At 69.6% G+C, this 24,420-nt stretch carries 25 protein-coding genes and 1 tRNA gene; 17 read left to right on the top strand and 9 right to left on the bottom strand.

Features of this window, described 5'->3' with window-relative positions; translation table 11 throughout:
• Window positions 1-9 precede the first annotated feature (9 nt).
• On the top strand, window positions 10-1,626 hold the full coding sequence (locus tag P5G52_RS00160) for a PucR family transcriptional regulator (RefSeq protein WP_301223982.1): 1,617 nt from the start codon (window positions 10-12) through the stop codon (window positions 1,624-1,626).
• Here P5G52_RS00160 and P5G52_RS00155 read toward each other — a convergent pair.
• On the bottom strand, window positions 1,623-2,717 hold the full coding sequence (locus P5G52_RS00155; protein ID WP_363321852.1) for an FUSC family protein: 1,095 nt from the start codon (window positions 2,715-2,717) through the stop codon (window positions 1,623-1,625). The two genes, P5G52_RS00160 and P5G52_RS00155, sit on opposite strands and share 4 nt — an antisense overlap.
• A gap of 119 nt (window positions 2,718-2,836) precedes the next feature.
• Between P5G52_RS00155 and P5G52_RS00150 the strand changes: the two genes are divergently transcribed.
• The 5 genes from P5G52_RS00150 (at window position 2,837) to P5G52_RS00130 (ending at window position 6,927) form a co-directional block, all read left to right on the top strand.
• A complete protein-coding gene (locus P5G52_RS00150; RefSeq protein ID WP_301223981.1) occupies window positions 2,837-3,088 on the top strand; it encodes a hypothetical protein in 252 nt (83 codons plus the stop codon).
• 146 nt (window positions 3,089-3,234) lie between these two features.
• The gene (locus P5G52_RS00145; protein ID WP_301223980.1) at window positions 3,235-5,511 is read left to right on the top strand and encodes a carbon starvation CstA family protein; all 2,277 of its coding nucleotides are present in this window, start codon (window positions 3,235-3,237) and stop codon (window positions 5,509-5,511) included.
• On the top strand, window positions 5,511-5,723 hold the full coding sequence (locus P5G52_RS00140; RefSeq protein WP_301223979.1) for a YbdD/YjiX family protein: 213 nt from the start codon (window positions 5,511-5,513) through the stop codon (window positions 5,721-5,723). Before P5G52_RS00145 ends, P5G52_RS00140 begins: the two co-directional genes overlap by 1 nt.
• Window positions 5,724-5,846: 123 nt before the next feature.
• Window positions 5,847-6,464: a bacterial proteasome activator family protein gene (locus P5G52_RS00135; RefSeq protein ID WP_301223978.1), complete on the top strand. Its 618-nt coding sequence runs from the start codon at window positions 5,847-5,849 to the stop codon at window positions 6,462-6,464.
• A gap of 7 nt (window positions 6,465-6,471) precedes the next feature.
• A complete protein-coding gene (locus tag P5G52_RS00130; RefSeq protein ID WP_301223977.1) occupies window positions 6,472-6,927 on the top strand; it encodes a hypothetical protein in 456 nt (151 codons plus the stop codon).
• A gap of 22 nt (window positions 6,928-6,949) precedes the next feature.
• On the opposite strand, the gene P5G52_RS00125 is transcribed toward P5G52_RS00130, so the two are convergent.
• On the bottom strand, window positions 6,950-8,509 hold the full coding sequence (locus P5G52_RS00125) for a hypothetical protein (protein WP_301223976.1): 1,560 nt from the start codon (window positions 8,507-8,509) through the stop codon (window positions 6,950-6,952).
• 121 nt (window positions 8,510-8,630) lie between these two features.
• Here P5G52_RS00125 and P5G52_RS00120 point away from each other — a divergent pair, with 121 nt between their 5' ends.
• Together P5G52_RS00120 and P5G52_RS00115 are read left to right on the top strand one after the other, a co-directional pair.
• The gene (locus P5G52_RS00120) at window positions 8,631-9,470 is read left to right on the top strand and encodes an aldo/keto reductase (RefSeq protein ID WP_301223975.1); all 840 of its coding nucleotides are present in this window, start codon (window positions 8,631-8,633) and stop codon (window positions 9,468-9,470) included.
• Between the two features lie 216 nt (window positions 9,471-9,686).
• On the top strand, window positions 9,687-9,929 hold the full coding sequence (locus tag P5G52_RS00115; RefSeq protein ID WP_301223974.1) for an acyl carrier protein: 243 nt from the start codon (window positions 9,687-9,689) through the stop codon (window positions 9,927-9,929).
• Between the two features lie 109 nt (window positions 9,930-10,038).
• On the opposite strand, the gene P5G52_RS00110 is transcribed toward P5G52_RS00115, so the two are convergent.
• The 4 genes from P5G52_RS00110 to tmk form a co-directional block, all read right to left on the bottom strand.
• Window positions 10,039-10,114, bottom strand: a tRNA-Thr gene (locus tag P5G52_RS00110).
• A 110-nt stretch (window positions 10,115-10,224) separates the two neighbouring features.
• Window positions 10,225-11,814 (bottom strand): alpha/beta hydrolase, encoded by a 1,590-nt coding sequence (locus P5G52_RS00105; RefSeq protein ID WP_301223973.1) that lies wholly within the window; start codon window positions 11,812-11,814, stop codon window positions 10,225-10,227.
• The gene (locus P5G52_RS00100; protein ID WP_301223972.1) at window positions 11,811-13,004 is read right to left on the bottom strand and encodes a DNA polymerase III subunit delta'; all 1,194 of its coding nucleotides are present in this window, start codon (window positions 13,002-13,004) and stop codon (window positions 11,811-11,813) included. Before P5G52_RS00100 ends, P5G52_RS00105 begins: the two co-directional genes overlap by 4 nt.
• Window positions 13,001-13,648: a dTMP kinase gene (tmk, locus tag P5G52_RS00095; protein ID WP_301223971.1), complete on the bottom strand. Its 648-nt coding sequence runs from the start codon at window positions 13,646-13,648 to the stop codon at window positions 13,001-13,003. The genes P5G52_RS00100 and tmk overlap by 4 nt, the downstream gene beginning before the upstream one ends.
• Window positions 13,649-13,727: 79 nt before the next feature.
• On the opposite strand from tmk, the gene P5G52_RS00090 reads away from it, so the two are divergent.
• A complete protein-coding gene (locus P5G52_RS00090; RefSeq protein WP_301223970.1) occupies window positions 13,728-14,912 on the top strand; it encodes a trans-sulfuration enzyme family protein in 1,185 nt (394 codons plus the stop codon).
• A 116-nt stretch (window positions 14,913-15,028) separates the two neighbouring features.
• Window positions 15,029-15,355: a DUF2516 family protein gene (locus P5G52_RS00085; RefSeq protein WP_301223969.1), complete on the top strand. Its 327-nt coding sequence runs from the start codon at window positions 15,029-15,031 to the stop codon at window positions 15,353-15,355.
• 4 nt (window positions 15,356-15,359) lie between these two features.
• On the opposite strand, the gene P5G52_RS00080 is transcribed toward P5G52_RS00085, so the two are convergent.
• Complete coding sequence (locus P5G52_RS00080; RefSeq protein WP_301223968.1) at window positions 15,360-16,160, bottom strand: class I SAM-dependent methyltransferase; 801 nt, start codon at window positions 16,158-16,160, stop codon at window positions 15,360-15,362.
• A gap of 139 nt (window positions 16,161-16,299) precedes the next feature.
• Here P5G52_RS00080 and P5G52_RS00075 point away from each other — a divergent pair, with 139 nt between their 5' ends.
• Window positions 16,300-17,046, top strand: a complete 747-nt coding sequence (locus tag P5G52_RS00075; protein ID WP_301223967.1) for a phosphoglyceromutase — start codon at window positions 16,300-16,302, stop codon at window positions 17,044-17,046.
• 95 nt (window positions 17,047-17,141) lie between these two features.
• Here the strand turns inward: P5G52_RS00075 and phoU are convergent, their stop codons facing one another.
• Window positions 17,142-17,801: a phosphate signaling complex protein PhoU gene (phoU, locus tag P5G52_RS00070; RefSeq protein ID WP_087073018.1), complete on the bottom strand. Its 660-nt coding sequence runs from the start codon at window positions 17,799-17,801 to the stop codon at window positions 17,142-17,144.
• Window positions 17,802-17,971: 170 nt separating this feature from the next.
• On the opposite strand from phoU, the gene P5G52_RS00065 reads away from it, so the two are divergent.
• Window positions 17,972-19,195: a sensor histidine kinase gene (locus P5G52_RS00065; RefSeq protein WP_301223965.1), complete on the top strand. Its 1,224-nt coding sequence runs from the start codon at window positions 17,972-17,974 to the stop codon at window positions 19,193-19,195.
• A complete protein-coding gene (locus P5G52_RS00060) occupies window positions 19,192-19,872 on the top strand; it encodes a response regulator transcription factor (protein ID WP_301223964.1) in 681 nt (226 codons plus the stop codon). The genes P5G52_RS00065 and P5G52_RS00060 overlap by 4 nt, the downstream gene beginning before the upstream one ends.
• A gap of 191 nt (window positions 19,873-20,063) precedes the next feature.
• On the opposite strand, the gene P5G52_RS00055 is transcribed toward P5G52_RS00060, so the two are convergent.
• Window positions 20,064-20,594: an AsmA family protein gene (locus P5G52_RS00055; RefSeq protein WP_301223963.1), complete on the bottom strand. Its 531-nt coding sequence runs from the start codon at window positions 20,592-20,594 to the stop codon at window positions 20,064-20,066.
• A gap of 257 nt (window positions 20,595-20,851) precedes the next feature.
• Here P5G52_RS00055 and P5G52_RS00050 point away from each other — a divergent pair, with 257 nt between their 5' ends.
• The 4 genes from P5G52_RS00050 to cysS all read left to right on the top strand — a co-directional run bounded on the left by P5G52_RS00050 (window position 20,852) and on the right by cysS (window position 24,308).
• Window positions 20,852-21,334: a CarD family transcriptional regulator gene (locus P5G52_RS00050; protein ID WP_028280415.1), complete on the top strand. Its 483-nt coding sequence runs from the start codon at window positions 20,852-20,854 to the stop codon at window positions 21,332-21,334.
• A gap of 70 nt (window positions 21,335-21,404) precedes the next feature.
• Window positions 21,405-22,169, top strand: a complete 765-nt coding sequence (gene ispD, locus P5G52_RS00045) for a 2-C-methyl-D-erythritol 4-phosphate cytidylyltransferase (RefSeq protein WP_301223962.1) — start codon at window positions 21,405-21,407, stop codon at window positions 22,167-22,169.
• Between the two features lie 106 nt (window positions 22,170-22,275).
• Window positions 22,276-22,806: a 2-C-methyl-D-erythritol 2,4-cyclodiphosphate synthase gene (gene ispF, locus P5G52_RS00040; protein WP_301223961.1), complete on the top strand. Its 531-nt coding sequence runs from the start codon at window positions 22,276-22,278 to the stop codon at window positions 22,804-22,806.
• A 26-nt stretch (window positions 22,807-22,832) separates the two neighbouring features.
• Window positions 22,833-24,308 carry a cysteine--tRNA ligase gene (gene cysS, locus P5G52_RS00035; protein WP_301223960.1) on the top strand — a complete coding sequence of 492 codons (1,476 nt, stop codon included), beginning with the start codon at window positions 22,833-22,835 and terminating at the stop codon, window positions 24,306-24,308.
• The last annotated feature ends 112 nt before the right edge of the window (window positions 24,309-24,420 follow it).

The following is a 24,420-nucleotide window of genomic DNA, read 5'->3' as shown; positions in this document are numbered from 1 at the left end:
TGGTTGCTCATGGGACGTATTACACCGGACGAGCAGGTTCCCGCTCCGGCTCGCCCGGGTTTCGTCACGCTCGAGCAGTTCGTCGAGCAGCTGCGGCCCGAGTTGAGACTGCTCCACGATGGCGGCAGCGGCCAGGAGCTGCTCCGATGGGTCGAGCCGAGCGAACTCGAGGATCCGACGCCGTACCTTCCCGAGGGCGAGTTCCTGCTGACCTGCGGGTTGCCTTTCCTGGGGGACGGCGGGTCGGAAGCCGGCGTGGACGCCTACGTCCGGCGCCTGGTGGACGCCGGCGTCCCGGCCCTCGGTTTCGGGATCCAGCCCTACTTCGACGCGGTTCCGGAGGTGCTGGTGAGCGCCTGCCGACGCCGGAACCTGACCTTGTTCGAAGTCCCCTCGACACTGCCGTTCGCGGCCATCGGACTCGAGTTCTCGCAGCTGCTCGAATCCGAGAACGCCCGGGCGTTCCGTCAGCTGGCGGACACCAACCGGCAGCTCATGCGGGCGGTGCTCTCCCCGAGGCCGGAACACGAACTCCTCGGTGCGCTGGTGCAGAAGGTGCCCGTGTGGGCCCTCCTGGTAGGGACGGACGGGCGGATCCGCGCACGCGGGAACACCCCGGAGATCGACCCTGCACTGCTGGCGCCTCTGGTGGAGCGGCTGTTCTCGGGTAGCGGACCCCGTGTGGAGATGGACGGCTTCGACCAGCCGGGTTCCGCGCTGGTGTACGGACACCCGTTGCGGAGCACCAAGGACGCCAACCTCGGTGCCCTGATCCTCGGCTGTGACGCACCCCTGACTGCCGCCCAGAACAGCGTGGTCCAGGCGGCGATCGGCCTGCTGGAGCTCCTGGTGCGGCAGAGGACCAGCGGCTCTTTGGCCCCGAGCCAGCTGGCGACAGCCGTCCTGCTGCATCCCGACAGCCTCACGAACGGTGATACCCGGCACCTGAACGTGCTCAAGGACCTGCTCGCCCAAAGCCTGTCCTCGACACGGTCCGCGCCGATGCGGGTGGTACAGGGCATCAGGGTAGATCCCGCCGATGGTCTTCCGGGTGACGGCCCCATCCGCGAGCTGCTGCAATGGCGGCGCCTGTTCGACACCAAGCTGGTGGAGATCACGGACTACGGTTTCACCGCGATCACGCGGCTTCGGGTGGACTCGTCGCTGCTGGCCGATGTCGAGAGGATGGGCTGGCGCCTCGTCGTGGGCGAGGGGACGGAGCTCTCCGGCCTGGCTGCCGCCTACCAGCGGGTCAGCTCCCTGCGCGCGCGTGTGCAGTCCAGCGGAAGGAGTGTCCGGGCGGAGGACGTGACGTGGTCGGTGGCAGGGCTCCTGGGCCGTGAGGCAGGAACCGCCCTGGCAGAGCGCCTCCTGCACCCGGTCCTCTCCTTGAAGCCGCACCGCCGCGACCCCCTGCTCGCAGTCCTGAACGGCTGGCTCCATGAGAACGGCAGCTGGGACGGAGCTGCGAAGCGCCTGCAGCTGCACCGCAACAGCGTACGGCGGCAGATCGGCGTGCTGGCCGAACTGCTCGGCATGGACCTCGGGAGCGCGCAGGTCCGGGCTGAACTGCTGATCGCCCTCCAGTACCTGGACGAGGTGAACCCCGCCCCGGCGACGGACTAGGCGCCGCGCGCGGAAAGCTGCACGGCACGCTGCCGGAGATGCAGGGCCAGCACGAGCGCGATGCCGACCACGGCCCCGATGAGGGTCTCGACGGCACGATCCGCGAGGAGCACAGCCGGATCGCTCGGGTGCGCCAGTTCCGTGCTGACCAGGGCGAGCGGCGTGACGAACGCCTGCGCGAGGGCGTACTGCCGCAGGATGAACATCTCGGCCGCGAACTGGGCGACGGCGATGACGAGGACGAACTGCCACGCAGCCAGCCCCGGCAGGAGGATCAGCGCCGTCAGGACGAGCCCGGCGACCGTGCCGAGAATCCGCTGCAGCCCCCGGTTGGTGCGCGCCCGTGCCGTCTGTCCCACAAGGGGCACGGTCGCGGCGACCATCGCCCAGTAGGTGTGGCCGATCCCGAGCGCCGTGGCCGCGCTGCCGGCTAGCAGGGCTGCGACGACGTACAGGGCCGACTCCCGGGCCAGTCCTGCCAGGTGCCGCGCCGTGGGCCGGTCCGCCGCCGGGCGATGCCAGCCCGTGCGGTGGCGTGGCCAGAGTGCGCCCGCCTGCCCGAGGAGCACCGCGAACGCGACGGTGGCGACCGCCGTACCGAGTCCCTGCAGCAGCGGTGGCTGCTGGGGGACGGAGGCGATCGCCGCGAAAGCGAAGATGTGGAACAGGGAGCCTCCCGGCCGGAGGCGGAACAGTCCCGCCGCGAAGGTCCCGAGTCCGGCGACCGCGCTGGTGAGCAGGACGAGTCCCCAGGGTCCGACGTCGCCGCGCGAGGCCAGTGCGGCTGCCAGGATCACGGCGAGCATGAGCCCGCCGCCGCGGATCTGGGTGGCAAGGCGCTGGCGGTGCGGTTCGTTCCGCCCGTAGATGCCGGCGAAGGCCCCGAACGTGGCGAAGACGGCGAGATCGAGGCGTCCGATCAGCAGCACCACGACCAATGGGACGCCCACTCCGATCGCGCAGCGGAGTGCCGGGTGGTGGTCGTTGGCGGAGGGGGTGATGCTCACCAGGTCGCGGAGGAGGTGCACGGACTGCGGGCTTTCGGTCGGAGGAATCGACGGCGCCGCTGGCATCGGATGGCGGGAAGCCATCGATCAACCCTACTCCCGTCCGGGCCCGGCCGGGTGGCGCGGAAGCATCATCAGCATGCTTTCGATTGCGTCGTAGCTGTGGAAAGGTTGCAGGACAGGCAACCGGAAGGAGCAGCACAGTGAGCACGCATCACGGCCACGACGGGGACGAGGGCGGACTGTCGCAGGCAGCCGACAGCTTCGCCGAGAACCTCGGCGACCAGGTACCCGACGGCATCGACAACGGACCGACCGCCGACGCGGACGAGCCCGCCGACAGCCGCACCAGGACGCACGCGAGCATCAGCGAGGGCATGAACGCCAACGACGACGACGAGCCGCCGGCCGTGCTCGGCGACGACGACGACGGCCCTTCCCGCAGGTCGTCCTGACCGGCCGGGTCGGGGAGCGCCGGCCCACCTGCCGCAGGGGCGGGTGCGTTCGGCGCATTCCGTTGCACAGCAGCCTTGCCATGTGACGCGGCGCTCACTACGTTGCTACCTTCGTGTGCATCACACTCTCGCACCCGAGGAGCATCATGAGTAAGAAGCAGAACGGAGCCCACCGGCACGCCGACGTGCTGGTGACGGATCCGGACCTGCCCGCGGTCGCCGTCGATCCGCAGCAGGCTGAAGCAGAGGACCGCCGGTGGACCCCGGCGAAGATCGCACTGTGGGTAGGTGTCGCACTCCTGGGCGGTATCGCCTGGACCATCCTGGCCATCGTCCGGGGCGAGACGGTGAACGCCATCTGGTTCGTCTTCGCCGCCGTCTGCACCTACCTCATCGCCTACCGGTTCTACTCCAAGTTCATCGAGCGGAACCTCCTGAAGCCCGATGACCGGAGGGCGACCCCCGCCGAGTACAAGGCCGACGGCAAGGACTACGCTGCAACGGACCGCCGCGTCCTGTTCGGCCACCACTTCGCCGCCATCGCCGGCGCGGGTCCGCTGGTGGGGCCCGTCCTCGCCGCGCAGATGGGCTACCTGCCCGGGACCCTCTGGATCATCATCGGCGTCATCTTCGCCGGGGCCGTCCAGGACTACCTCGTGATGTTCTTCTCCATGCGCCGGGGCGGACGCTCGCTCGGCCAGATGGCGCGCGAGGAGCTCGGCGTCATCGGCGGAACCGCGGCGCTGATCGCGACCCTCACGATCATGATCATCATCGTCGCGATCCTCGCCCTCGTTGTCGTGAACGCCCTCGGTGAGAGCCCATGGGGTGTCTTCTCCGTCTCCATGACCATCCCGATCGCGCTGTTCATGGGCGTGTACCTGCGCTACCTGCGCCCCGGCAAGGTCACCGAGGTCTCGCTGATCGGCTTCGTCCTCCTCCTGCTCGCCATCATCGGCGGCGGCTGGATCGCGGAGACCGGCTGGGGCGCCGAACTGTTCACGCTGGACCGGATCACGATCGCCTGGGGCATCATCATCTACGGCTTCATCGCCGCCGTCCTGCCCGTCTGGCTCCTGCTCGCTCCGCGCGACTACCTGTCCACGTTCATGAAGATCGGCACGATCGTCATGCTCGCCGTAGCCATCGTCATCACGCGTCCCGAGATCAGCGTCCCGGCCGTCAGCGAGTACGCCCGCTCGGGCACCGGACCGGTTGTCGCGGGCTCGCTGTTCCCGTTCCTCTTCGTCACCATCGCCTGCGGTGCCCTCTCGGGCTTCCACGCCCTGATCTCCTCCGGCACCACCCCGAAGATGATCGAGAAGGAGCGCCAGACGCGCTTCATCGGCTACGGCGGCATGCTCATGGAGTCCTTCGTCGCGATCATGGCGCTCGTCGCCGCCCTGTCGATCGACCGGGGCATCTACTTCGCCATGAACTCGTCTGCCGCGGCGACCGGCGGCACCGTCGAGGGCGCCGTGGCATTCGTCAACGGACTCGGCCTCACCGGGGTCAGCCTCACGCCCGACGTCCTCTCGACACTGGCCTCCAACGTGGGCGAGGAATCGATCGTCTCCCGGACCGGCGGAGCCCCGACCCTCGCGGTCGGCATTGCGCAGATCATGCACGGCGTCTTCGGCGGTACCGGCATGATGGCCTTCTGGTACCACTTCGCCATCATGTTCGAGGCGCTGTTCATCCTCACGGCGGTCGACGCCGGAACCCGCGTCGCGCGCTTCATGCTGCAGGACAGCATCGGCAACTTCGTGCCCCGCTTCCGCGACACCTCGTGGCGCGCCGGAGCATGGATCTGCACGGCCATCATGGTCGCCGGCTGGGGAGCAATCCTCATCATGGGCGTGACCGATCCGCTGGGCGGCATCAACACGCTCTTCCCGCTGTTCGGCATCGCCAACCAGCTGCTCGCGGCGATCGCGCTCGCGGTCTGCATGGCGATCTGCGCCAAGCGCGGACTCTTCCGGGTCCTCTGGATCCCGGCACTTCCGCTGGCCTTCGCCGCCGCGGTGACCATCACGGCGTCGTTCCTGAAGATCTTCTCGCCGGTCCCTGCCATCGGCTACTGGGCGCAGAACGCGGCGTTCCGCAATGCCCTCGCCGCGGGCGAGGAGAGCTTCGGCACCGCGAAGACCGTGGCCGCGATGGAGGCCGTGGTCCGCAACACCTCCATCCAGGGCACGCTGTCGATCATCTTCGTGGTGCTGTCGATCATCGTCATCGTGACGGCGATCCTCGCGACCATCAAGGCCTACCGCGACGGTGGCGGCACGGAGACCGAGGACTCCCCGGTGGCGTCCCGCATCTTCGCGCCGGCCGGCCTGGTGGCGACTCCGGCCGAGAAGGAGCTGGAGGCGCAGTGGGCCGCCCTCGAGCCGGGCAGGCGCCCGGCGCGGACAGGACACTGATGAGCAGCGTGCCGCACGTCCTGCACCGGGCCAGGGACACCGCGCGCGAGCTGGCCTGGCTGTTCAAGGGGGTCATGGGGGAGAACGCCTACCAGGCGTACCTCGACCACCACGAGCGCACCCATCCGGGCGAGCCGCCCATAACCGAGCGTGAGTTCTGGCGGGACAAGACCGACCGCCAGGACGCCAACCCCGAAGGCCGCTGCTGCTAGGCGGCCCGGCACGAAGCCCGGCGCATCCGCGAGGAGCGCCGGGCTTCGTCGCGTCCTGAGCTTGTCGTGGGCAAGGCCGGATCCGGTGTGCCCGGCGCGCGGCGGTTGTGGGAGCATAGCGTCATGACGGAACAGCAGCCGGCCAGTCCCTTCGACCCCGCTCCCGGTACCGTGCACGACGCCCCGGGCAACGCCCAGGCGGGCACGGCAGGGGACGGCGCGACGGAGGGCGCTCCGGGCGCGCGCCCCACATCACTCGCGGAGCTCGTGGACGAACCCGCGAAGGTCATGCGCATCGGCACCATGCTCAAGCAACTGCTCGAGGAGGTCCGCACTGCGCCGCTCGACGACGCCGGCCGCACCCTGCTCGCCTCCATCCACGAGCGTTCGGTCAAGGAACTCGAGGACGGCCTCGCACCCGAACTGGTCGAGGAGCTGCACCGTATCAACCTGCCCTTCGGCGACGACTCCGTACCGACCGACGCCGAACTGCGCGTCGCGCAGGCCCAGCTCGTCGGCTGGCTCGAAGGCCTGTTCCACGGGATCCAGGCGGCGCTCGCTGCGCAGCAGATGGCTAATCAGCAGCTGGCCGCGCGGCTCCAGCTGCGCCAGCTCCCTCCCGGCACCGTGATCGCCCCCGGAGTGGTGATCGGCGAGGACGGTGAACCACGGCGCACTCCGCCTGTCCGCCATGCCCAGGCGGCCCCGGCGGACAGCCACGGGCCCGGCCAGTACCTGTAAGGCCTACGTGGCATTCTTCGCGGCGGCGCGGCAGGGACGGAAGGACGATGCCGAGCTGGGCACAGGGGTGTGGAGGCGGGCGCACGACCGTTTCCGCCGGGGCCTCGATCGGTACCACCAGATCCTCGAAGGCATCGAGGACGACGACGTCTACAACGAACTCGTGGTCGTCGCCAACGACCTCGGCGCCATGCTGCCCCGCGTGCGGGCGATCTGCGTGAGCGCCCAGGCATCCTCCCCGAGTAACGGCCTCGACATCCCCGGCGCGCTCCTGCAGGTTCATCGGGCGCTGTCCCGCGCGGGCAACACCCTCGCGACGACGGCGGAGGCAGCCGCGATGACGAGGCTCGACGGCGAGCGGTGGGGCATCGCCTCCTCGGGGCTCGACAACGTGCGGCGTCGGGCTCAGCTGGTCGCCGACGACGTCGAGGAGGCGGAGCGCTGCATGCCGGGCGCCCGGTAGGTCGGCCGTAAGCAGGACACCCTCAGTAGTACAGCAGGGTGCTTCCCGGTGCGACCGCGATGTCCCAGACCTCGAATTCCTGCCCGCCGCACATGCCTCGCTCGCCGGTCGGGACCGCACGGATGAACGGCGTCGGCCGGCCCTCGTCCACGTAGGGGTAGCCGCGCTCGTTCAGGACGGTCAGCACCCGCCGGTCCGGAGGGTCGCCGACGCCGGTCCGGAGGGACGATGCCCGCTGGTACGCCGAGAAGCCGTCGGGCCAGCGGATGAGGACCGCGCGGGAGTTGAACTCGAACCAGACGCATGCCTCCCCGTCCTGAGCGCTCCCCTGGAACGTGCCGAGCTGGTGCGCCGGCAGGTTCTGCGCGTCCCGGCCCGGCGGCGGCCGGATGCCGATGATCGCGTCCGGGTCCAGGGACCCCGGCGCCTCACCACTGGTTGCCAGCCGGAGTTCCTCGACCGGCAGCGCCCGAAGGTCCTCCCGCAGTTCATCCGGCAGGGGAACGGGATCGCCGGTGACCGTCGTCGCCTCCGGGGACCGACGATCGACCAGCGTCAGCACCGAGCCGTCACCCTCGATCGGGGCGAGGTGGCCGTCGGCGTTCCGAACGAGGAACAGAAGCTGGTGGGGCGGGAAGAAGTCCCGGGTGTGGGGGCGCTCGAGGGTGCTCCGCCCGGTCATGTCCAGGGTGAGGACGTCCCGCGCCGCCTCGCCCTTCACCATCTGCACCACGGATGCGCGTCGAAGGATCCGTATCTGGCCCTCGACCAGCGTCGGCTCCACCCGGGACTGCACCACGACGGCGACGACGTCGGCGAGGGCGAACAGGCGTGCCGTCTCCTGGGCGGGGCTGGGGGCCTGGCGCGGGACCAGGGCCAGGGCGAGCGCGGCGAGCGTCAGGAGGCAGGAGCCGCCGACCATCGCCTGGCTCCTCCGGTTCCGCGCCGCGCTCCCGCCGCCAGGTGGGGAGGCCGGGTCCGAATCCCCGGAGGTTCCCGGCAGCGTGCGGGCATCGGCTGGGAAGCCATCGGTCGCCGCGGCAGCGAACGGCAGATCAGGGGTGCTGAAGACGAGATCCTCCGCCGTCACGGCGCGGGCCGGGTCGGCGGCGGCGAGGACGGCGGCGAAAGCCTCCGCCGATGCCGGTTCCGGGAACAGCAGGCGTGCACAGGCGGCTTCGACGACGGGGAGCAGGCCGGCCTCTTGCTGCGAGGCACGTGCGGCCTCCCCGGCGCTGAGACCATCCCAGTGACAGAGCAGGAGGAGTTCGCGCTCGCCGGGGGACAGCGATGCCAGGGCGTACTGCAGGTCCGGGACGCCCTGGACCCGAGGAGGAAGCGCCGGCGGCAGGTACCGTTCGAGGGCTGCGTGCGCCGTCGCCAGCACCGGAAGGCGCCCGGGGATGCCGTCGAGGGGAATTCCACCAGAGGGATCGCGTGTCGCGGGGCTTCCGGCGTCCAGCGCCTCGACCGCCTCGAGCGCCACCTCCGAGGCGAGCCGCGTGGACAGCGAGCGCCGATAGGCGTACCGGTAGGCGTCGTCGTGGAGGGCCGCCCGCACCCTGTCTTCCGTTGCCTGCATATCCCGCCACCAGCCGACATCCGACCTGCGCGCTCGGGTTCTGTCGGACCAAATGCTCCGCAGGCTGATAGTTGTCAGGGGGAACAGAAATAAATGGGAGCCGCCGCTGGTTCCCGCCTGTATGACTACTTCACCAAATCTTACGCTCAACGACGGCCACGAGATCCCGCAGCTCGGGTACGGAGTGTGGCAGGTCGAGGACACCGTTGCCGAGGATGTCGTGGGCCGGGCCTTCAAGGCGGGGTACCGCCACATCGACACCGCCAGGATCTACGGCAACGAAGCCGGTGTCGGCCGTGCCATCGCCGCTTCGGGCCTGGGCTCCGACGAGATGTTCATCACCACCAAGCTGTGGAACGCGGACCAGGGCTACGACAGCACCCTCAGGGCGTTCGACGAGTCGATGGAACGCCTCGGACTCGAGACCCTTGACCTCTACCTCATCCACTGGCTGCAGCCCAAGCAGGGCAAGTACCTCGACACGTGGAAGGCCTTCATCGAACTGCAGAAGCAGGGGCGCGTGAAGAGCATCGGTGTCTCCAACTTCACCATCGAGGCGCTCACCGAGATCATCGACGGGACCGGCGTGGTTCCCGTGATTAACCAGGTCGAGACCCACCCGTACCTGAACCAGTCCGAGCTCCGGGCCTTCGAGGCCGAGAAGGACATCCTGCACGAGAGCTGGTCGCCCCTCGGCTCGGGCAAGGGACTGCTCGACGACGCCGTGCTGCAGGACATCGCCCAGAAGCGAAACGCCACTCCCGCGCAGGTCGTCCTCGCCTGGCACCTTGCGCTCGGCAATGTCGTCATCCCGAAGTCGGTCACCGAGTCCCGCATCGTCGAGAACTGGGAGTCCCTGGACGTGACGCTCGAGGACGAGGACATCGAGGCCATCAACGGACTCGACAAGGGCCCCGCGGGACGCATCGGCGCCGACCCGGCGACGTCCGACTTCGCCTAGCCCCATCCCTGGCAGACAGCACCTGCCGACCGAGAGGAGCCTCCCGGCGCTGCCGGGAGGCTCCTCCGTTTCCGTAGGGCCCGTCCCATGGGTCCGGGCTAACAGACTCTCCGCACGCTGGCGAGGGGTCCGGGTGCGGGGAATTCCCCGTTGCCGATCAAAATCAGCGCGACCTAGCCTGTCACCACCTGTTCATACCAAGCATGGAGGTGCCTCATGGCCACTGGCGAAACCGGGTTCGACGACGTCTCGTTCGACCTCATCTCACTGCAGTACCACTCGCTGAAGGCCGGGCACGATTACGGCCAGTACGTCCGGGACGCCCGGAACGCCGGACGCGACGACATCGCCGACTTCTTCGAGCAGGTGATGTCCGAGGACTCCGAGCGCGCCGTCCGTTGCCACGCGTTCCTCGGCGAACTCACCAAGTCCTCGGAGTCCGGTCCCGCGATGAGCTGACCGGAGGCGGACCACACTGCGGCGAGTACCTCCGGGTGCCCGCCGCGTTCGTCGTGCCGGGGTACCCGGGCACGAAAAAGCCCCGGCGGCGTACCGTCCGGGGCTTTCGTGGAGCCTCCTGCCAGAGTCGAACTGGCGACCTTCTCATTACGAGTGAGACGCTCTACCGACTGAGCTAAGGAGGCAATGCTTCTTGGTCCGGGCGATGCCCGGGGCCGATCCACAAGCTCCAACTTTATAGGAGGTTCCGGCCCGGGGTCAAAATGGGTACGTCCGGGGCACGGGCGCACTGCGGTCAGCAGCGCGCGCCGTCCTCCGGGACCGTTCCGTCGGTGAAGTAGGAATCAACGATGTCCAGGATGCAGTCGTTGGACCGGCCGTATGCGGTGTGTCCTTCGCCCTCCCACGTGACGTGCACGCCGGACTCGAGCTGCTCCGCCAGCGCTGTGGACCACTCGTAGGGGGTAGCAGGATCGCCCGTGGTGCCGATGACGAGGATGGGGTCCGCGCCCTCCGCCCGCGCGGGGGCCGGTACGAGGACCGGTGCGTACTTCCACGGCGCACAGGTGAGACCGCCGTAGGCGAGGAACCGGCCGAACGTGGGCGACGTGGCGATGAGCTCCCGCTCGTCCGCCCGCATCTGGTCCGGGTCGCTGGTCATCGGGTAGTCGAGGCAGTTCACGGCGAGGAAGGCCGCCGACGAGTTCGTCGCGTAGGTACCGTCCGGCTCGCGCTCGGCCGAGAGGTCGGCGAGGTACAGCATGCTGGAGGCGTCGCCGTCCAGCGCCGAGCTGACCGCTTGGGTCAGGGTGGGCCAGTTCCCGTTGTCGTAGAGCGGCAGGATGAAGCCCTGGACGAAGGTGAGGACCGGCACGAGGCGGCCGTCCTTGGCCTTCATCGGTTGCCGCTCGACGGCGGAGAACAGGTCCTGGATCTGGCGCACGCCGTCGTCGACCGTTCCCGGATAGGGGCACTCGGCGCCCTGCTGGCAATCGGCGACGTACGCGCGGACTGCCTTCTCGAAGCCGGCCGCCTGACCGAGCGTGACGTCCTCGCTGCTGAGCGACGGATCGATGGCGCCGTCGAGGACGAGGCGCCCTACCCGTTCGGGGAACAGATCGGCGTAGGTCGCGCCCAGTTGCGTCCCGTAGGAGAAGCCGAGATAGTTCAGTTTCTCGTCGCTGACGACCGCGCGCAGGATGTCCATGTCGCGTGCCGCCGACTCGGTGTCCACGAATCCGAGGAGTTCTCCCGTGCGCTGGGCGCACAGGTCCGCGTACTCCTTCGCGTCCGCCACCATGAGCGCCAGGAGCTCGTCGTCCGTCGCGTCGGACGGGTAGCTCTCCTGCCGCGCCGCATCGGCTTCCTCGTCGGTGTAGCACTTCACGGCGCTGGACCGGCTGACCCCTCGGGGATCGAACCCGAGGATGTCGTAGTCCTCGCGCAGCCGATCACTGGCGACGTAGTCCAGCGAGTCCTTCACGATGTTGACGCCGGACCCGCCGGGCCCTCCTGGGTTGACCAGGATGGTGCCCTGGGCCTCGCCCGTGGCGTCGGCCCGGATGGCAGCGATGTCGATGCTGCTGCGGCCCGGGTCGCTGTAGTCCAGCGGCACCTCGACCGTGGCGCAGGAGAAGGACACCTCGCAGGTCTCCCACTGCACCTCCTGCGTGTAGAAGCCGCGGAGGTCCTCGTCGATCTCGCCGATCGCGGCGGGTTCGGCTGTCTCCACGCCGGAGACGGGGGACTCCGTCCGGTTCTCGGGGGCGAGCAGCGAGCACCCGGACAGGCCGAGCACGACGGCGGCGGCCGCCAGGGCGCTGACGGCACGACGGCGGGGAGTCCTGCCGGGAGAGGGGAGTCGGTGGAGCGGCCCGAGGGTCATCGGTCGAGGTCCTTCCGGGACAGGAGGCTCACGGTCATCGCTTCGATCGCGAGGAGCGGGGAGACATTGGTGCTGACGAGCCTCGTGCGGACCTCGTTGATGGCCTCGAGCCGCAGGAGCGTGTCCTCCGCGCTCTCCCGGCGGGCGAACTCCTCGAGCTCGGGCCGCAGGGGCTCGTTGACGAGCGACTGCCCGCTGGACACCTGCAGCATGAGCACGTCCCGATAGAAGGAGATGAGGTCGGTCAGGGCTCGGTCGAAGTAGTCGTTCTTGGACCGCTTGGCCCGCCGCGTCTGGTCCTCCTCGAGGCGCTTGATCTGCGCCCGCATGGACGGCGGCAGGGTGCCGGTCTCCGGGGCACCGAGGGTTGCGAGCAGGGCAGCCCGCTCCTCGGCGTCGCGCTGCTCGAAGGAACTCTGGGCTTCCGCCTCGGCCAGCTTCACCAGGTCCGCCGCCGCGCGCATGGCGCCGGCCACGGAGCGCAGCGTCAGCGGCAGCCGGACGATCTGGTTGCGTCGTTCCCGCGCACCCTCATCGGTAGCAAGCCTCTTCGCCACCCCGATGTGGCTCTGGGCCGCCCGCGCCACCGCTTCCGCCGTCGCGGGGTCGATGCCGTCGCGGGCCACGAGCAGGTCCGCCACATCCTGGACGGGCGGCAGCCGGAGACCCACCGACCGGCAGCGGGACCGGATGGTGACGAGCACGTCGCCCGGGCTGGGCGCGCAGAGCAGCCAGATGGTCCGCGGTGGCGGCTCCTCGATGGCCTTGAGCAGCACATTGGTGCTGCGCTCCTGCATGCGGTCGGCGTCCTCGACGATGATGATGCGCCAGCGCCCCGTCGAGGGCTTGTCCTGCGCCTTGCGGACGAGTTCGCGGGCCTCGTCGATGCTGATGGTCACCTTCTCCGTGGTGACGTTGGTGAGGTCGGCGTGTGTGCCGGAGAGGACGGTGTGGCAGGCCTTGCAGGTGCCGCAGCCCCGCTCGTCGAGCGCCTCGCGCTCGCAGAGGAGAGCGGCGGCGAAGGCGCGGGCCGCGTTGGAGCGACCGGAACCCGGCGGGCCGGTGAAGAGCCAGGCGTGGGTGGGGGCCCCGGACTGGGCGGCGCGGCGCAGCTGCTCCACGACCTGCTCCTGCCCGCGCAGCTCCGCCCACACGCCCGTCGTGGGAAGGCCGTGCGACACAACGCTCATGCAGTGACCCGGGGCAGGGCGTCGAGGATGGCACGGTGGAGTTCTTCGGGTGGAGCGGACGCGGCCAGCACGAGGTAGCGTCCGGGCTCCTGGCGCGCGAGGTCCAGGAAGGCGGACCGGATGCTGGCGTGGAAGCCGTCGGGCTCGGATTCGAGCCGGTCCTCCGGTGCGGCTCCGGCGGTGCGGCGGCTGCGGCCCTCCGCCGGGTCGACGTCGAGCAGCACGGTGAGGTCGGGGCGGAGGCCGTCGGTGGCCCAGAGGTTCACGTCGAGGACGGTCTGCGGTCCGAGCCCTCGGCCCGCTCCCTGGTACGCGACGGAGGAATCGATGTAGCGGTCGCACACCACGACCTCGCCGCGCTGCAGGGCGGGGACGATCACCTGGTGCACGTGCGCCGCACGCGAGGCCGCGAACATCAGGGCTTCGGTCCGGGCATCGATATCGCCGTGCCCGTGCTCGAGCACGAGCGAGCGCAACGTCTCCCCGATCGGGGTGCCGCCCGGCTCACGCGTGCGCACCACGGTGCGGCCGATGTCCTCGAGAGCGCGGCACAGCAGTGCAGCCTGCGTGGACTTGCCGGCACCGTCGCCGCCCTCGAGTGCGAGAAAGAGCCCGGGAAGGCCGTGCGGGAGGGGAAAGGTCACGGGCCAAGCCTACCGAGTGCCGACGACCTTTCCCGGTAACACTTGCAGGGGCCGTCGCGCCCGGCACTAGGCTCATGCCATGCAACTCGAGCGCTCCGACCTCGCCCCGGACACCCTCACCGTCGCCGCAGGACGTCCTCCCCGCGAGCACGATGCGCCCGTCAACCCTCCGATCGTCCTCTCGACGACGTACCACGAGACACGCGCGCCGGAGGCGGGCGACCGTATCTACGCACGCGGGTCCAACCCCACGTGGGACCCCTTCGAGGAGGCCCTGGGCGCTCTCGAGGGCGCGGACCTCCCGGCCCTCGTCTTCGGCTCGGGACTCGGTGCGGCCGCGGCCGCACTGTCCCTCGTGCCCACCGGGGGTGCCGTGGTCATGCCCCGCCACGCCTATGCGGGCTCGATCAGCCTCGCCGCCGACCTCGCCGCACAGGGCCGCTTCGAACTGCGCACCGTGGACATCGCGGACACCCCGGCCGTCCTCGCGGAACTCGACGCGCTCGCCGCCCGGTTCGACGCCGGCCAGGTGATGCTGTGGCTCGAGAGCCCCACGAATCCGATGCTCGAGGTCGCCGAGCTGTCCGTGCTGACCGATGCCGCCCATGCGACCGGCGCCGTCGTCGTCGCGGACAACACCTTCAACACGCCCATCGTCCATCGGCCGCTCGAATCCGGGGTCGACGTCGTGCTCCACTCGGTCACCAAGTGGCTCGCCGGCCACTCCGACGTCGTCCTCGGGGCGCTGATCACCTCGGATGCGGCACTCCGTGACCGGCTCCTGGCGCACCGGACCCTGCATGGCGCCATCGCGGGTCCGTTCGAGGTGTGGCTCGCCCTGCGCGGACTGCGAACACTCGCCCTGCGCATGGAGCGGAGCCAGGGGACCGCGGCTTCGCTGGCACTCCGGCTCGCGGACCACCCCGCCGTCCGCCGCGTGCGCTACCCGGGCCTCCCCACGGATCCGGGGCACGAGCGCGCCGCCGCGCAGTTCAACGGCTTCGGTGGCATCGTCAGCATCGAGCTCGACGACGTCGCCACGGCCGATGCCCTCGTCGCCGCCGTCCGGCTGTGGCTGCCGGCCACCTCGCTCGGCGGAGTGGAATCGCTGGTCGAACGACGACGGCGGCAGCCCGCCGAACCGGTCACGGTACCGGAGGCCCTCGTGCGCCTGTCCGTCGGCATCGAGAACCCCGAGGACCTGTGGGCGGACCTCGACTCCGCGCTTCGTGTCGCGGCCGGCCCGCGCGACGGCGGGCTCTGACCCTCCGGAAGCACGGATAGGCCGGCAGCCCGTTCACGCAGCGCGTTCACACAGGCCGATATCGTCGGCCGATATCGCCGGTGCACCGCCGCAGGCAGGCCCGGTAAGCTGGGTCCGTGGCTCTCGTTATCGAAATCCAGCATTACCTGTACCTCGCGCTCGGCCTGATCGCCCTGGGCATCGAGGTATGGGCCTTCTCCGACTGCGTGCGACGTCCCGGAACGGCCTTCGAAGCCGCCTTCAAGCGCACCAAGGGTTTCTGGCTCGCCCTCACCGGCGGTGCTGTCGTCGTCGGCCTGCTGTCCGCACTCGGAGGCGGCGGCTTCAACCTCTTCCAGATCGTCGCCATCGTCGCGGCGTGCGTGTACCTCGCGGACGTGAAGCCGGCCGTCAGCCAGACCTCGGGCCGCGGCGGCAACTACGGCCCCTACGGACCCTGGTAGGACCCTAGCCGGGCCTCACGGCCTCCCACGCCACGGTGATCTCCCCGAGGCGCCAGCGTGATGCGCCGTCCAGCAGCGGCCAGCCATCCGCCTTGAGCGCACCGCACATCGCCACCCACCGCTGCCGATGGCCGAAGGACGCGAGGGCCGCGGCATCGAGCCAGGCCCGGTCCAGGGCCCGAAGGTAGGCGTGGACCGGTTCGCCCTCCACGTTGCGGTGGATCAGTGCCTTGGGCAGCCGTTCCGCCACGTCGGAGGGGAGGGTGAACGCCCCGAACCGCAGCGAGATGCTCAGCGACACAGGCCCGCCGGTATCGAGGGCAGCCCACGTGGACCGCCGCCCGATCTCGTCGCACGTCCCGTCGATGAACAGCCCGTCGGGTGCAAGCCGGGAGCGGACCTCGTCCCAGTACGCCGCGTACTCGTCCTCGCCGTACTGCCGCAGCACGTTGAACGCGCGCACGAAGACCGGCAGCCGGCCATCCAGCGGAAGCTCGAAGCCGCCCTGCCGGAACGTCAGCCCGGGCCGCGCGAGAGGTTCGGCCGCGGCTACGCGTGCCGGGTCGATCTCGATCCCGACCACCTCGACGTCGTCCCGCACGGAGCGCAGGCGCGTGAACAGTTCGACGGCGGTGACCGGAGCCGCGCCGTACCCGAGGTCGACCACGAGCGGAGCGGCGGCTCGACGGAGCCGGTGCCCCTGGGGGCCGGCGAGCCAGCGGTCCACGCGGCGGAGCCGGTTGGGGTTCGTGGTGCCGCGGGTGATGGTCCCGAGCGGCTTCGGGGGACGGGGACGCGGGGGCACCCATCAAGGCTAGGGCACTCGCCCGACCGCACTGCCGATAGCACTGTTCGAGCGGAGCGCTCGACGGCACCGCTTAACAGTCGCGGACCAGGGGCGGGCCGGAATGACCGGCGCAGCGCGATACGGCAGACTAGGAGCCATGACCTACACACTGATCCTGCTGCGCCACGGGCAGAGCGAATGGAACGAGAAGAACCTCTTCACCGGCTGGGTGGACGTCGCCCTCACGGAGAAGGGCCGCGAGGAAGCCACCCGCGGCGGCCAGCTCCTGACCGAGGCCGGCATCCTTCCCGACATCGTCTACACGTCCCGCCAGAAGCGCGCCATCATCACCGCGAACCTCGCGCTGGAAGCCGCCGACCGCAGCTGGATCGACGTCAAGCGCAACTGGCGCCTCAACGAGCGCCACTACGGCGCGCTGCAGGGCAAGGACAAGGCCCAGACCCTCGCGGAGTACGGCGAGCAGCAGTTCATGGAATGGCGCCGGTCCTACGACACCCCGCCGCCGCCCCTCGACGACGCCAGCGAGTACTCGCAGGCCAATGACCCCCGCTATGCGGACCTCGGCGACGACGTCCCGCGCACCGAGTGCCTCAAGGACGTCCTCGAGCGCTTCCTGCCGTACTGGGAGTCGGACATCACCGCGGACATCAGGGCCGGCAGGACCGTGCTGATCGCCGCCCACGGCAACTCCCTCCGCGCCCTCGTGAAGCACCTCGACGGGATCAGCGACAAGGACATCGCGGCGCTGAACATCCCCACCGGCATCCCGCTCGTCTACGAGCTCGACGAGGACCTCAAGCCCGTCAAGGCCGGCGGCACCTACCTCGACGCCGACGCGGCAGCCGCCGCCATCGAGGCCGTGGCGAACCAGGGCAAGCACTAGCACCTCGCCTCGACGGGAACGATTCTCTGCGTTGAACGGAACGACGGCGGCCCCGAGGGGCCGCCGTCGTTCCGTTCAACGCAGGTTCAGGAGGGTCAGTTGAGCGGAGCGCTGGGCTGCCACTCGCCTGTGACGAGGTAGGTTACCTTGCGGGCCACCGAGACGCCGTGGTCCGCGAAGCGCTCGTAGTAGCGGCTGGCGAGGGTGACATCGACGGTCGTCGGCGCGGTCTCGTTCCAGTCCTCCGCGGCGACGGCCTTGAAGACGCCGGCGTGCAGTTCGTTGACGCGGGTGTTCGCGGCGTTGATCTCGTTGCTCAGCTCGAGGTTGCGGGTCTCGAGGAGCTCCGTGACCTTTGCAGCGATCTGGACGTCGAGCTCGGCCAGTTCGTCGAAGGTCGGCCGGATGGTCTCCGGGATCACGTTCGCGGGGTACCGCAGGCGCGCGAGCTGCGCCACGTGGCGGGCCAGGTCGCCCATCCGCTCGAGCGACGCGCTCATCCTCAGCGCACCCACGATCATGCGGAGATCGGAGGCCACCGGCCCCTGGAGGGCGAGGATGTCGATGGCCCGTTCGTCGAGGGAGTTCTGCAGGAAGTCGATCCGCGCGTCGGCGGCGATGACCTCCTGCGCGAGCTCGGTGTCGGCACCCTGGAAAGCGCTGTTGGCTTTCTGGATGGCCTCGGACACCAGCTGCGAGATCTCGATCAGCTCCTCGCCGATCTGGTGTAGCTCGGCCTGAAAAACCTTACGCACGTGGGCGTCCTTCCCTGGAAGTATCGGTTCAACCGTTGTCACAGTTCTGCCGACGAGCATTCCAGCCAGCGGTGAACTGTTTCCCCGCTTTATGTGAACGTTAGTTGAACCCCTTACCTATTGCCACCGGATGGGCCTGGGCCCGAAATCGCAGAGCATAAGCTAGGTCCGTGGACCCCCTTCTCCTGACGCTCGTGGCCGGGCTGGTAGGCCTGGCCCTCGGCGTGAGCGGCATGGCAGCGTTCCGGGCGAGCGAGGCGCAGCGACTCCGGCTCCGCTACGAGGACGAACCCTCGCTGCCCGACGGCGCGGCCGAGGTTCTCTCGATCATCGGACGCGCCTACGTCATCGTGGACGCGATCGACGGCGTCGTGCGGGCGAGTCCCGCCGCCTACGCCTTCGGCCTCGTCCGCGGACACACCGTGGTCCATTCCGAACTGCTCGACCTCACGGCACGCGTCCGGCGCGACGGCGTCATCGAGCAGGAACAGCTCGAGCTTCCCCGCGGCCCCTTCGGACAGGGGACCATCGTGGTGCAGGTCCGCGTCGCCGCCCTCGGCACCGAATACATCCTGATCCTCGCCGACGATCGCACGGAGATCACCCGGAGCGAGGAGATCCGCAACGACTTCGTCGCCAATGTGTCCCACGAGCTGAAGACACCGGTGGGCGCGATCTCCCTCCTCGCGGAGGCCATCGACGACGCCGCCGAGGACGAGGTGGCCGTGCGCCGCTTCGCCCAGCGCATGCACAAGGAGTCCGGCCGCCTGTCCGCTCTCGTGCAGGACATCATCGAGCTCTCCCGCCTGCAGGGCGCCGACGTCGTGCGTCGCGGGAAGCCCGTGGACATCAACGCGGTCATCGTCGAGGCCGTGGACCGCAACAAGCTGCCCGCCGAGAGCAAGCAGATCGACATCGTCGTCGGCGGTTCGGTCTCCCTCCCCGTGTACGGCGATCACGATCTCCTGATGACGGCCTTCCGCAACCTCATCGACAACGCCATCCGCTACTCGCCGGAGGGTACCCGCGTCGGGGTGGGCGTCCGGTCCCGGGACGGCCTCGTCCAGGTCTCGGTGACCGACCAGGGGCCGGGGATCACGCCCGAGGAACAGGAGCGCATCTTCGAACGGTTCTACCGCATCGACGCCGCGCGTTCCCGCCAGACCGGCGGCACCGGCCTGGGGCTCAGCATCGTCAAGCACGTCGTGTCCAACCACGGCGGCGAGGTGACGGTGTGGTCGCAGGCAGGCCAGGGAAGCACCTTCACCGTCCGCCTGCCCGAGATGGAGAGCGCCCTCGACGACGGCGCTGCCGGGTCGACAGGGCAGCAGTCCGACCGGAAGACCGTCAAGAAGGGCAGCGCCGCTGTCCAGGAGCAGGGAGTCAAGGCGTGAGCCGCATTCTGATCGTCGAGGACGAGGAGTCGTTCAGCGACCCGCTGTCCTACCTCCTCGGCAAGGAAGGCTTCGAGGTGTCCGTGGTGGACAACGGCCTCGACGCCGTCACCGAGTTCGACCGCGCGGGCGCGGACCTCGTGCTGCTGGACCTCCAGCTTCCGGGACTGTCCGGTACGGAGGTCTGCCGCCAGCTGCGCCAGCGCTCCAACGTCCCGGTCATCATGCTCACGGCCAAGGACGCCGAGATCGACAAGGTGGTGGGGCTGGAACTCGGCGCCGACGACTACGTCACCAAGCCGTACTCGTCGCGCGAGCTCGTGGCCCGCGTCCGGGCGGTGCTCCGGCGCCAGGGCGAACCCGAGGAGCTCGTCTCCACCACCGTCCAGGCCGGGCCTGTCCGGATGGACGTCGAACGCCATGTGGTGAGTGTCGACGGTGAGCAGGTCGCCCTCCCGCTCAAGGAGTTCGAGCTGCTGGAGATGCTGCTCAGGAACTCGGGCAGGGTCCTGACGCGCGGCCAGCTGATCGACCGCGTCTGGGGGTCGGACTATGTGGGGGACACGAAGACCCTCGATGTGCACGTCAAGCGGCTGCGCAGCAAGCTGGAGCCGGATCCCTCGAACCCCCGCTACCTCATCACGGTCCGCGGCCTCGGGTACAAGTACGAGCCCTGAGCCGCACCCCGCGTTGTCCTCCGGCTCGAGCCGCGAGACGACAGGAATGACCGGCCGAGGGCCCTGTGCGCGGTTCTTTCTGTCCTCTCGGCCGCCTTCACAGCGAGCGGAGTCGTGGAGAGACGGAAATGCCCGCCTCCGATCGATCGGAGGCGGGCATGTCCATCGGGTGGAGGTGCTGGCGGGGAAGGCTACTCGCCTTCGGCGGCTTCCTCGGTCGCGGCGGGCTCGCTCGGCCGGGGGGTGTATCCGCCGGGTACGTACTCGCGGTATTCCTCCAGCGTCCCGTCGAGCACCGGTACCTCGAAGGTCGCCTCGTCGCCCTGGACCGTGAAGTCGACGTCGATCAGCGAGCCCGGGATGTCCGGCAGTCCTTCGAGGGTGCCGTCGTCCGCAGACTCGTCCTCGAACCTGAACTCGCCCTGGCCCTCGATGGTGACGCTGGTGGATGCGCCGCCGGCCTGGATGGAGAGGTCGACCGGCTCGTCGCTCGTGTTGAACACGGTGCCCACCAGGCGGCCTGCGGTCTCGTCGTCGCGCCCGACCACCAGGACGTTGCGCAGCTGCACCGATCCGAGGTCCTTCACGATGCCGTCCGACGCCGCGTACCGCGTCGTCGTCGACTGCTCCGTGGTGAAGCTGCAGCCGGAGACACCCAGCATCAGCAGCACGGCGCCGGCAGCAACGGCCTGCTGCGCTCGGTTCTTCGGTGCACAATTCACAGCACAAACTCCTGGGGTTCAACAGGCGGGACAAGGGTGTGATCCGGTGCGGACCTACCCAACAGACTATCGGCAATGCCGCGGAATCGTGGTGTTGGTTTCGTCGGCCCGGGAGCACTCGGATCACCAAAAGCTCTCCCCGTCAAGAGGCGAATGATAGCCAATTGAGCTTGATTCGGCCCTCTGACCTGCGAAAACGCATCGTCGGGCGTGTCGTTGCCGTGATAAACTGATTGACGGGAAAGGGGAAAGTCCACATGGTTTTTGAGGTCGGCGAAACAGTTGTTTACCCTCACCACGGCGCAGCGAAGATCGAAGAGATCAAGATGCGCGTCATCAAGGGCGAAGAGAAGATGTATCTCAAGCTCAAGGTGGCACAGGGTGATCTGACGATAGAAGTACCAGCAGAGAACGTTGACCTCGTAGGGGTTCGTGACGTAGTCGGCAAGGAGGGCCTCGAGCATGTGTTCGACGTCCTGCGGGCCGAATTCACGGAAGAGCCCACGAACTGGTCGCGCCGCTACAAGGCGAACCTCGAGAAGCTCGCCTCGGGCGATGTCATCAAGGTTGCAGAAGTAGTCCGCGACCTCTGGCGCCGCGACCACGACCGCGGCCTGTCGGCCGGTGAGAAGAGGATGCTCGCGAAAGCGCGGCAGATCCTGATCTCCGAGCTCGCCCTGGCGGAGAAGACCGACGAAGAGAAGGCCGCAAGCGTTCTCGACGAGGTCCTCGCCTCCTAGGAGACGGGCTCGACGCGAAAGAGGGACCCCCGGGTCCCTCTTTTTTGTTGCCCTGTCATAGGGTGACGGAGTGTCCGAGAAGAATTCACAGTCCGTCCGAGCCGAGGTCGGCGTCGTCCTGGTCGCCGCCGGGTCCGGACAGCGGCTCGGGCAGGGCATCCCGAAGGCGCGCGTGCTGTGCGGTGGGCGGACCCTCCTCGAGCATTCGCTGGAGTCCGTCGTCGCGTCGGGCGTCGCGGCGTCCGTCGTCGTGGTCGTTCCCGCAGGCGACGCCGTCCTATCCGCTGTCGTCGACCAGGCGGGGCGGCGCACCGCAGGCGATAGGACGGTGCGGATCACGGCGGTGGCCGGTGGGGCAACACGGGCCGCCTCCGTGCGTGCGGGCCTCGATGCGCTGCCTTCGTCAGCCGGCGTCGTCCTGGTCCACGACGCCGCCCGTGCGCTCACCCCGCCCGCGGTCTTCCATCGGGTCGCCGCCGCCGTCCGTGCAGGGTCGCCCGCGGTCATCCCGGTGCTGCCCGTGGTGGACACGGTGAAGGTCGTGACGGGCGACGTCGTCACGGCGACGCCCGACCGTGCCGTCCTGCGCGCCGTGCAGACCCCCCAGGGGTTCGACGCCCGCGCGCTGCGGGCAGCCCATGCGAGCGCCACCGCATCCGACCCCGGTGTCACGGACGATGCGATGCTCCTGGAGGCCCAGGGCGCCACGGTGCGAGTCGTGGAGGGGGACGCCCTCGCCTTCAAGGTCACCACGCCCCTGGACCTCGTCATCGCCGAGGCGGTCCTCGCCGCACGGCAGCCCGCGACGCATCCCGGTTCGCCGCCCGAGACATAGCCCGAGACATAGCCCGGGATACAGCCCGGGATGTAGCCCGGGACCCCGCCACGCCGCCCGCGGCACCCTGACGCCCCACTCCCACCGCCGACCAGCAGGAGCAGCCGTGTACCTCAGTGAACACCTCCACCTACCCCGCACCGGGATCGGTGTGGACGTCCATGCCTACGCATCCGACGGGGACCCCGCGCCGCTGTGGCTCGCGGGCCTGCTGTGGGAGGGCGAGCGCGGGCTGTCGGGCCACTCCGACGGCGACGCCGTCGCGCATGCGGCAGCCGACGCGCTGTTCTCCGCCGCGGGTGTGGGGGACCTCGGCACGCACTTCGGCACCGCGCGACCCGAGTACGCCGGCGCCTCGGGCTCCACCCTGCTGTCGTCGGCCGCCGCGATCGTGCGGGACGCCGGATTCGACATCGGCAACATCGCGGTCCAGCTCATCGGGAACCGCCCGAAGTTCGCGCCCCGCCGCGCCGAGGCGGAGGCAGTCCTGTCCGATGCCGCGCAGACACCGGTCAGCATCTCGGCCACCACCACCGACGGACTCGGGCTCACCGGCCGGGGAGAGGGTGTCGCAGCGATCGCGACCGCCGTCGTCGTGCGGTCCTCGTCCCGGGTGGCGGTTCGTCCGGAAGGCTGACGGAACCCGCCGGGTAATCTGGAGCGGTGAGCCTGCGATTCTATGACACCGCCCGCGCCGAGGTGCGCCCCTTCGAGCCACTGGAACCGGGCAGGGCGAGCCTCTACTACTGCGGCGCCACGGTGCAGGGCATGCCGCACGTCGGGCACGTGCGGTCCGCGATCGCCTTCGACCAGCTGACCCGGTGGCTGGAGGCGCGGGGACTGCGCGTCACCGTCGTCCGCAACGTGACGGACATCGACGACAAGATCCTCGCCAAGTCCTCCGACTCGTTCCGCGAGGGCGCCGCCGACCGTGATCCGTCGGTGGTGCCGGAGGAGCAGTGGTGGGCCCTGGCCTACCGGTTCGAGCAGGAGTTCCAGCGCGCCTACACGGCCCTCGGCGTCCGTCCGCCCACCTACGAGCCCCGTGCCACCGGCCACATCCCCGAGATGCACGCACTCATCCAGCTCCTGATCGACCGCGGCCATGCGTATCCGGCGTTGGACGACTCCGGGGACGTCTACTTCGACGTGCGCTCCTGGCCCGCCTACGGCAGCCTGACCCGGCAGGACATCGACGACATGCAGGCCGCGCCCGACGCCGACCCGCGGGGCAAGAAGGATCCGCGCGACTTCGCGCTGTGGAAGGGCTCGAAGGACACGGATCCGGCCACGGCATCGTGGACCAGCCCCTGGGGCGCCGGGCGTCCGGGCTGGCACCTCGAATGCTCCAGCATGGTCACCAAGTACCTCGGCACCGAGTTCGACATCCATGGCGGGGGTCTGGACCTGCGGTTCCCCCACCACGAGAACGAGATGGCCCAGTCCCAGGCTGCTGGACACGCCTTCGCGCGCTTCTGGATGCACAACGGCATGGTGACGTACGGCGGCGAGAAGATGTCGAAGTCGATCGGCAACACCGTCAGCCCGCAGGAGATGGTCGACGCCGCCGGCCCCCGGGTGGTCCGCTACTACCTCGGGCAGGCCCACTACCGGTCGGTGCTCGACTACCGGGAGACGTCGCTGCAGGAAGCGGGTGCTGCCGTGTCCCGGATCGACGGATTCATCGCCAAGGCCTCCGCCCGTCTCGCGGGACTTTCCCCGGCACCCGGACCGGCTGGCGCAGCCGACCTGCCGCAGGCCTTCGCCGAGGCGATGGATGACGACCTCAACGTGCCGCAGGCCCTCGCCGTGCTCCACACCACGGTGCGCAGCGGCAACACGGCCCTCGCGGCGGGGGACGACGACGCCGTCCGCAGCAGCCTCGCCGCCGTCCTCGCGATGACCGCTGTCCTCGGGCTCGACGACGCCGGGGACCCGGCGGTCACGGGGACCGGGGCGGAAGGGGGAGTCGGTAGGGCGCTCGACGCGCTCATCGGAGACCGGCTGGCCGAACGCAGCGAGGCCCGGAGCGCCCGGGACTGGGCGAGGGCGGATGCTATCCGCGACGCCCTGGCGGCCGCCGGAATCACCATCGAGGACTCCGCGGAGGGCGCGCGCTGGGCACTCTCCGGGGACTAGCACGCCGGGCGCGGGCCCGGGTCCGTCCGCCCGTGGCGCCCGTATTCCGGCCGGTGCCGGTATACGGCATCGGCTCCGCGTAAACTGGGGGAGATTCTTCTTCTATATAAAG

Source organism: Arthrobacter burdickii, assembly GCF_030433645.1.
Taxonomy (GTDB): domain Bacteria; phylum Actinomycetota; class Actinomycetes; order Actinomycetales; family Micrococcaceae; genus Arthrobacter_D; species Arthrobacter_D burdickii.
This window is presented reverse-complemented; position numbering and strand designations above follow the sequence as displayed.

Coding starts and splice junctions, on each gene's coding strand:
- P5G52_RS00160 (WP_301223982.1), top strand. CDS start 10: ATGGGACGTATTACACCGGACGAGCAGGTTCCCGCTCCGGCTCGCCCG.
- P5G52_RS00155 (WP_363321852.1), bottom strand. CDS start 2,717: ATGGCTTCCCGCCATCCGATGCCAGCGGCGCCGTCGATTCCTCCGACC.
- P5G52_RS00145 (WP_301223980.1), top strand. CDS start 3,235: ATGAGTAAGAAGCAGAACGGAGCCCACCGGCACGCCGACGTGCTGGTG.
- P5G52_RS00140 (WP_301223979.1), top strand. CDS start 5,511: ATGAGCAGCGTGCCGCACGTCCTGCACCGGGCCAGGGACACCGCGCGC.
- P5G52_RS00135 (WP_301223978.1), top strand. CDS start 5,847: ATGACGGAACAGCAGCCGGCCAGTCCCTTCGACCCCGCTCCCGGTACC.
- P5G52_RS00125 (WP_301223976.1), bottom strand. CDS start 8,509: ATGCAGGCAACGGAAGACAGGGTGCGGGCGGCCCTCCACGACGACGCC.
- P5G52_RS00120 (WP_301223975.1), top strand. CDS start 8,631: ATGACTACTTCACCAAATCTTACGCTCAACGACGGCCACGAGATCCCG.
- P5G52_RS00115 (WP_301223974.1), top strand. CDS start 9,687: ATGGCCACTGGCGAAACCGGGTTCGACGACGTCTCGTTCGACCTCATC.
- P5G52_RS00105 (WP_301223973.1), bottom strand. CDS start 11,814: ATGACCCTCGGGCCGCTCCACCGACTCCCCTCTCCCGGCAGGACTCCC.
- P5G52_RS00100 (WP_301223972.1), bottom strand. CDS start 13,004: ATGAGCGTTGTGTCGCACGGCCTTCCCACGACGGGCGTGTGGGCGGAG.
- P5G52_RS00090 (WP_301223970.1), top strand. CDS start 13,728: ATGCAACTCGAGCGCTCCGACCTCGCCCCGGACACCCTCACCGTCGCC.
- P5G52_RS00075 (WP_301223967.1), top strand. CDS start 16,300: ATGACCTACACACTGATCCTGCTGCGCCACGGGCAGAGCGAATGGAAC.
- P5G52_RS00050 (WP_028280415.1), top strand. CDS start 20,852: ATGGTTTTTGAGGTCGGCGAAACAGTTGTTTACCCTCACCACGGCGCA.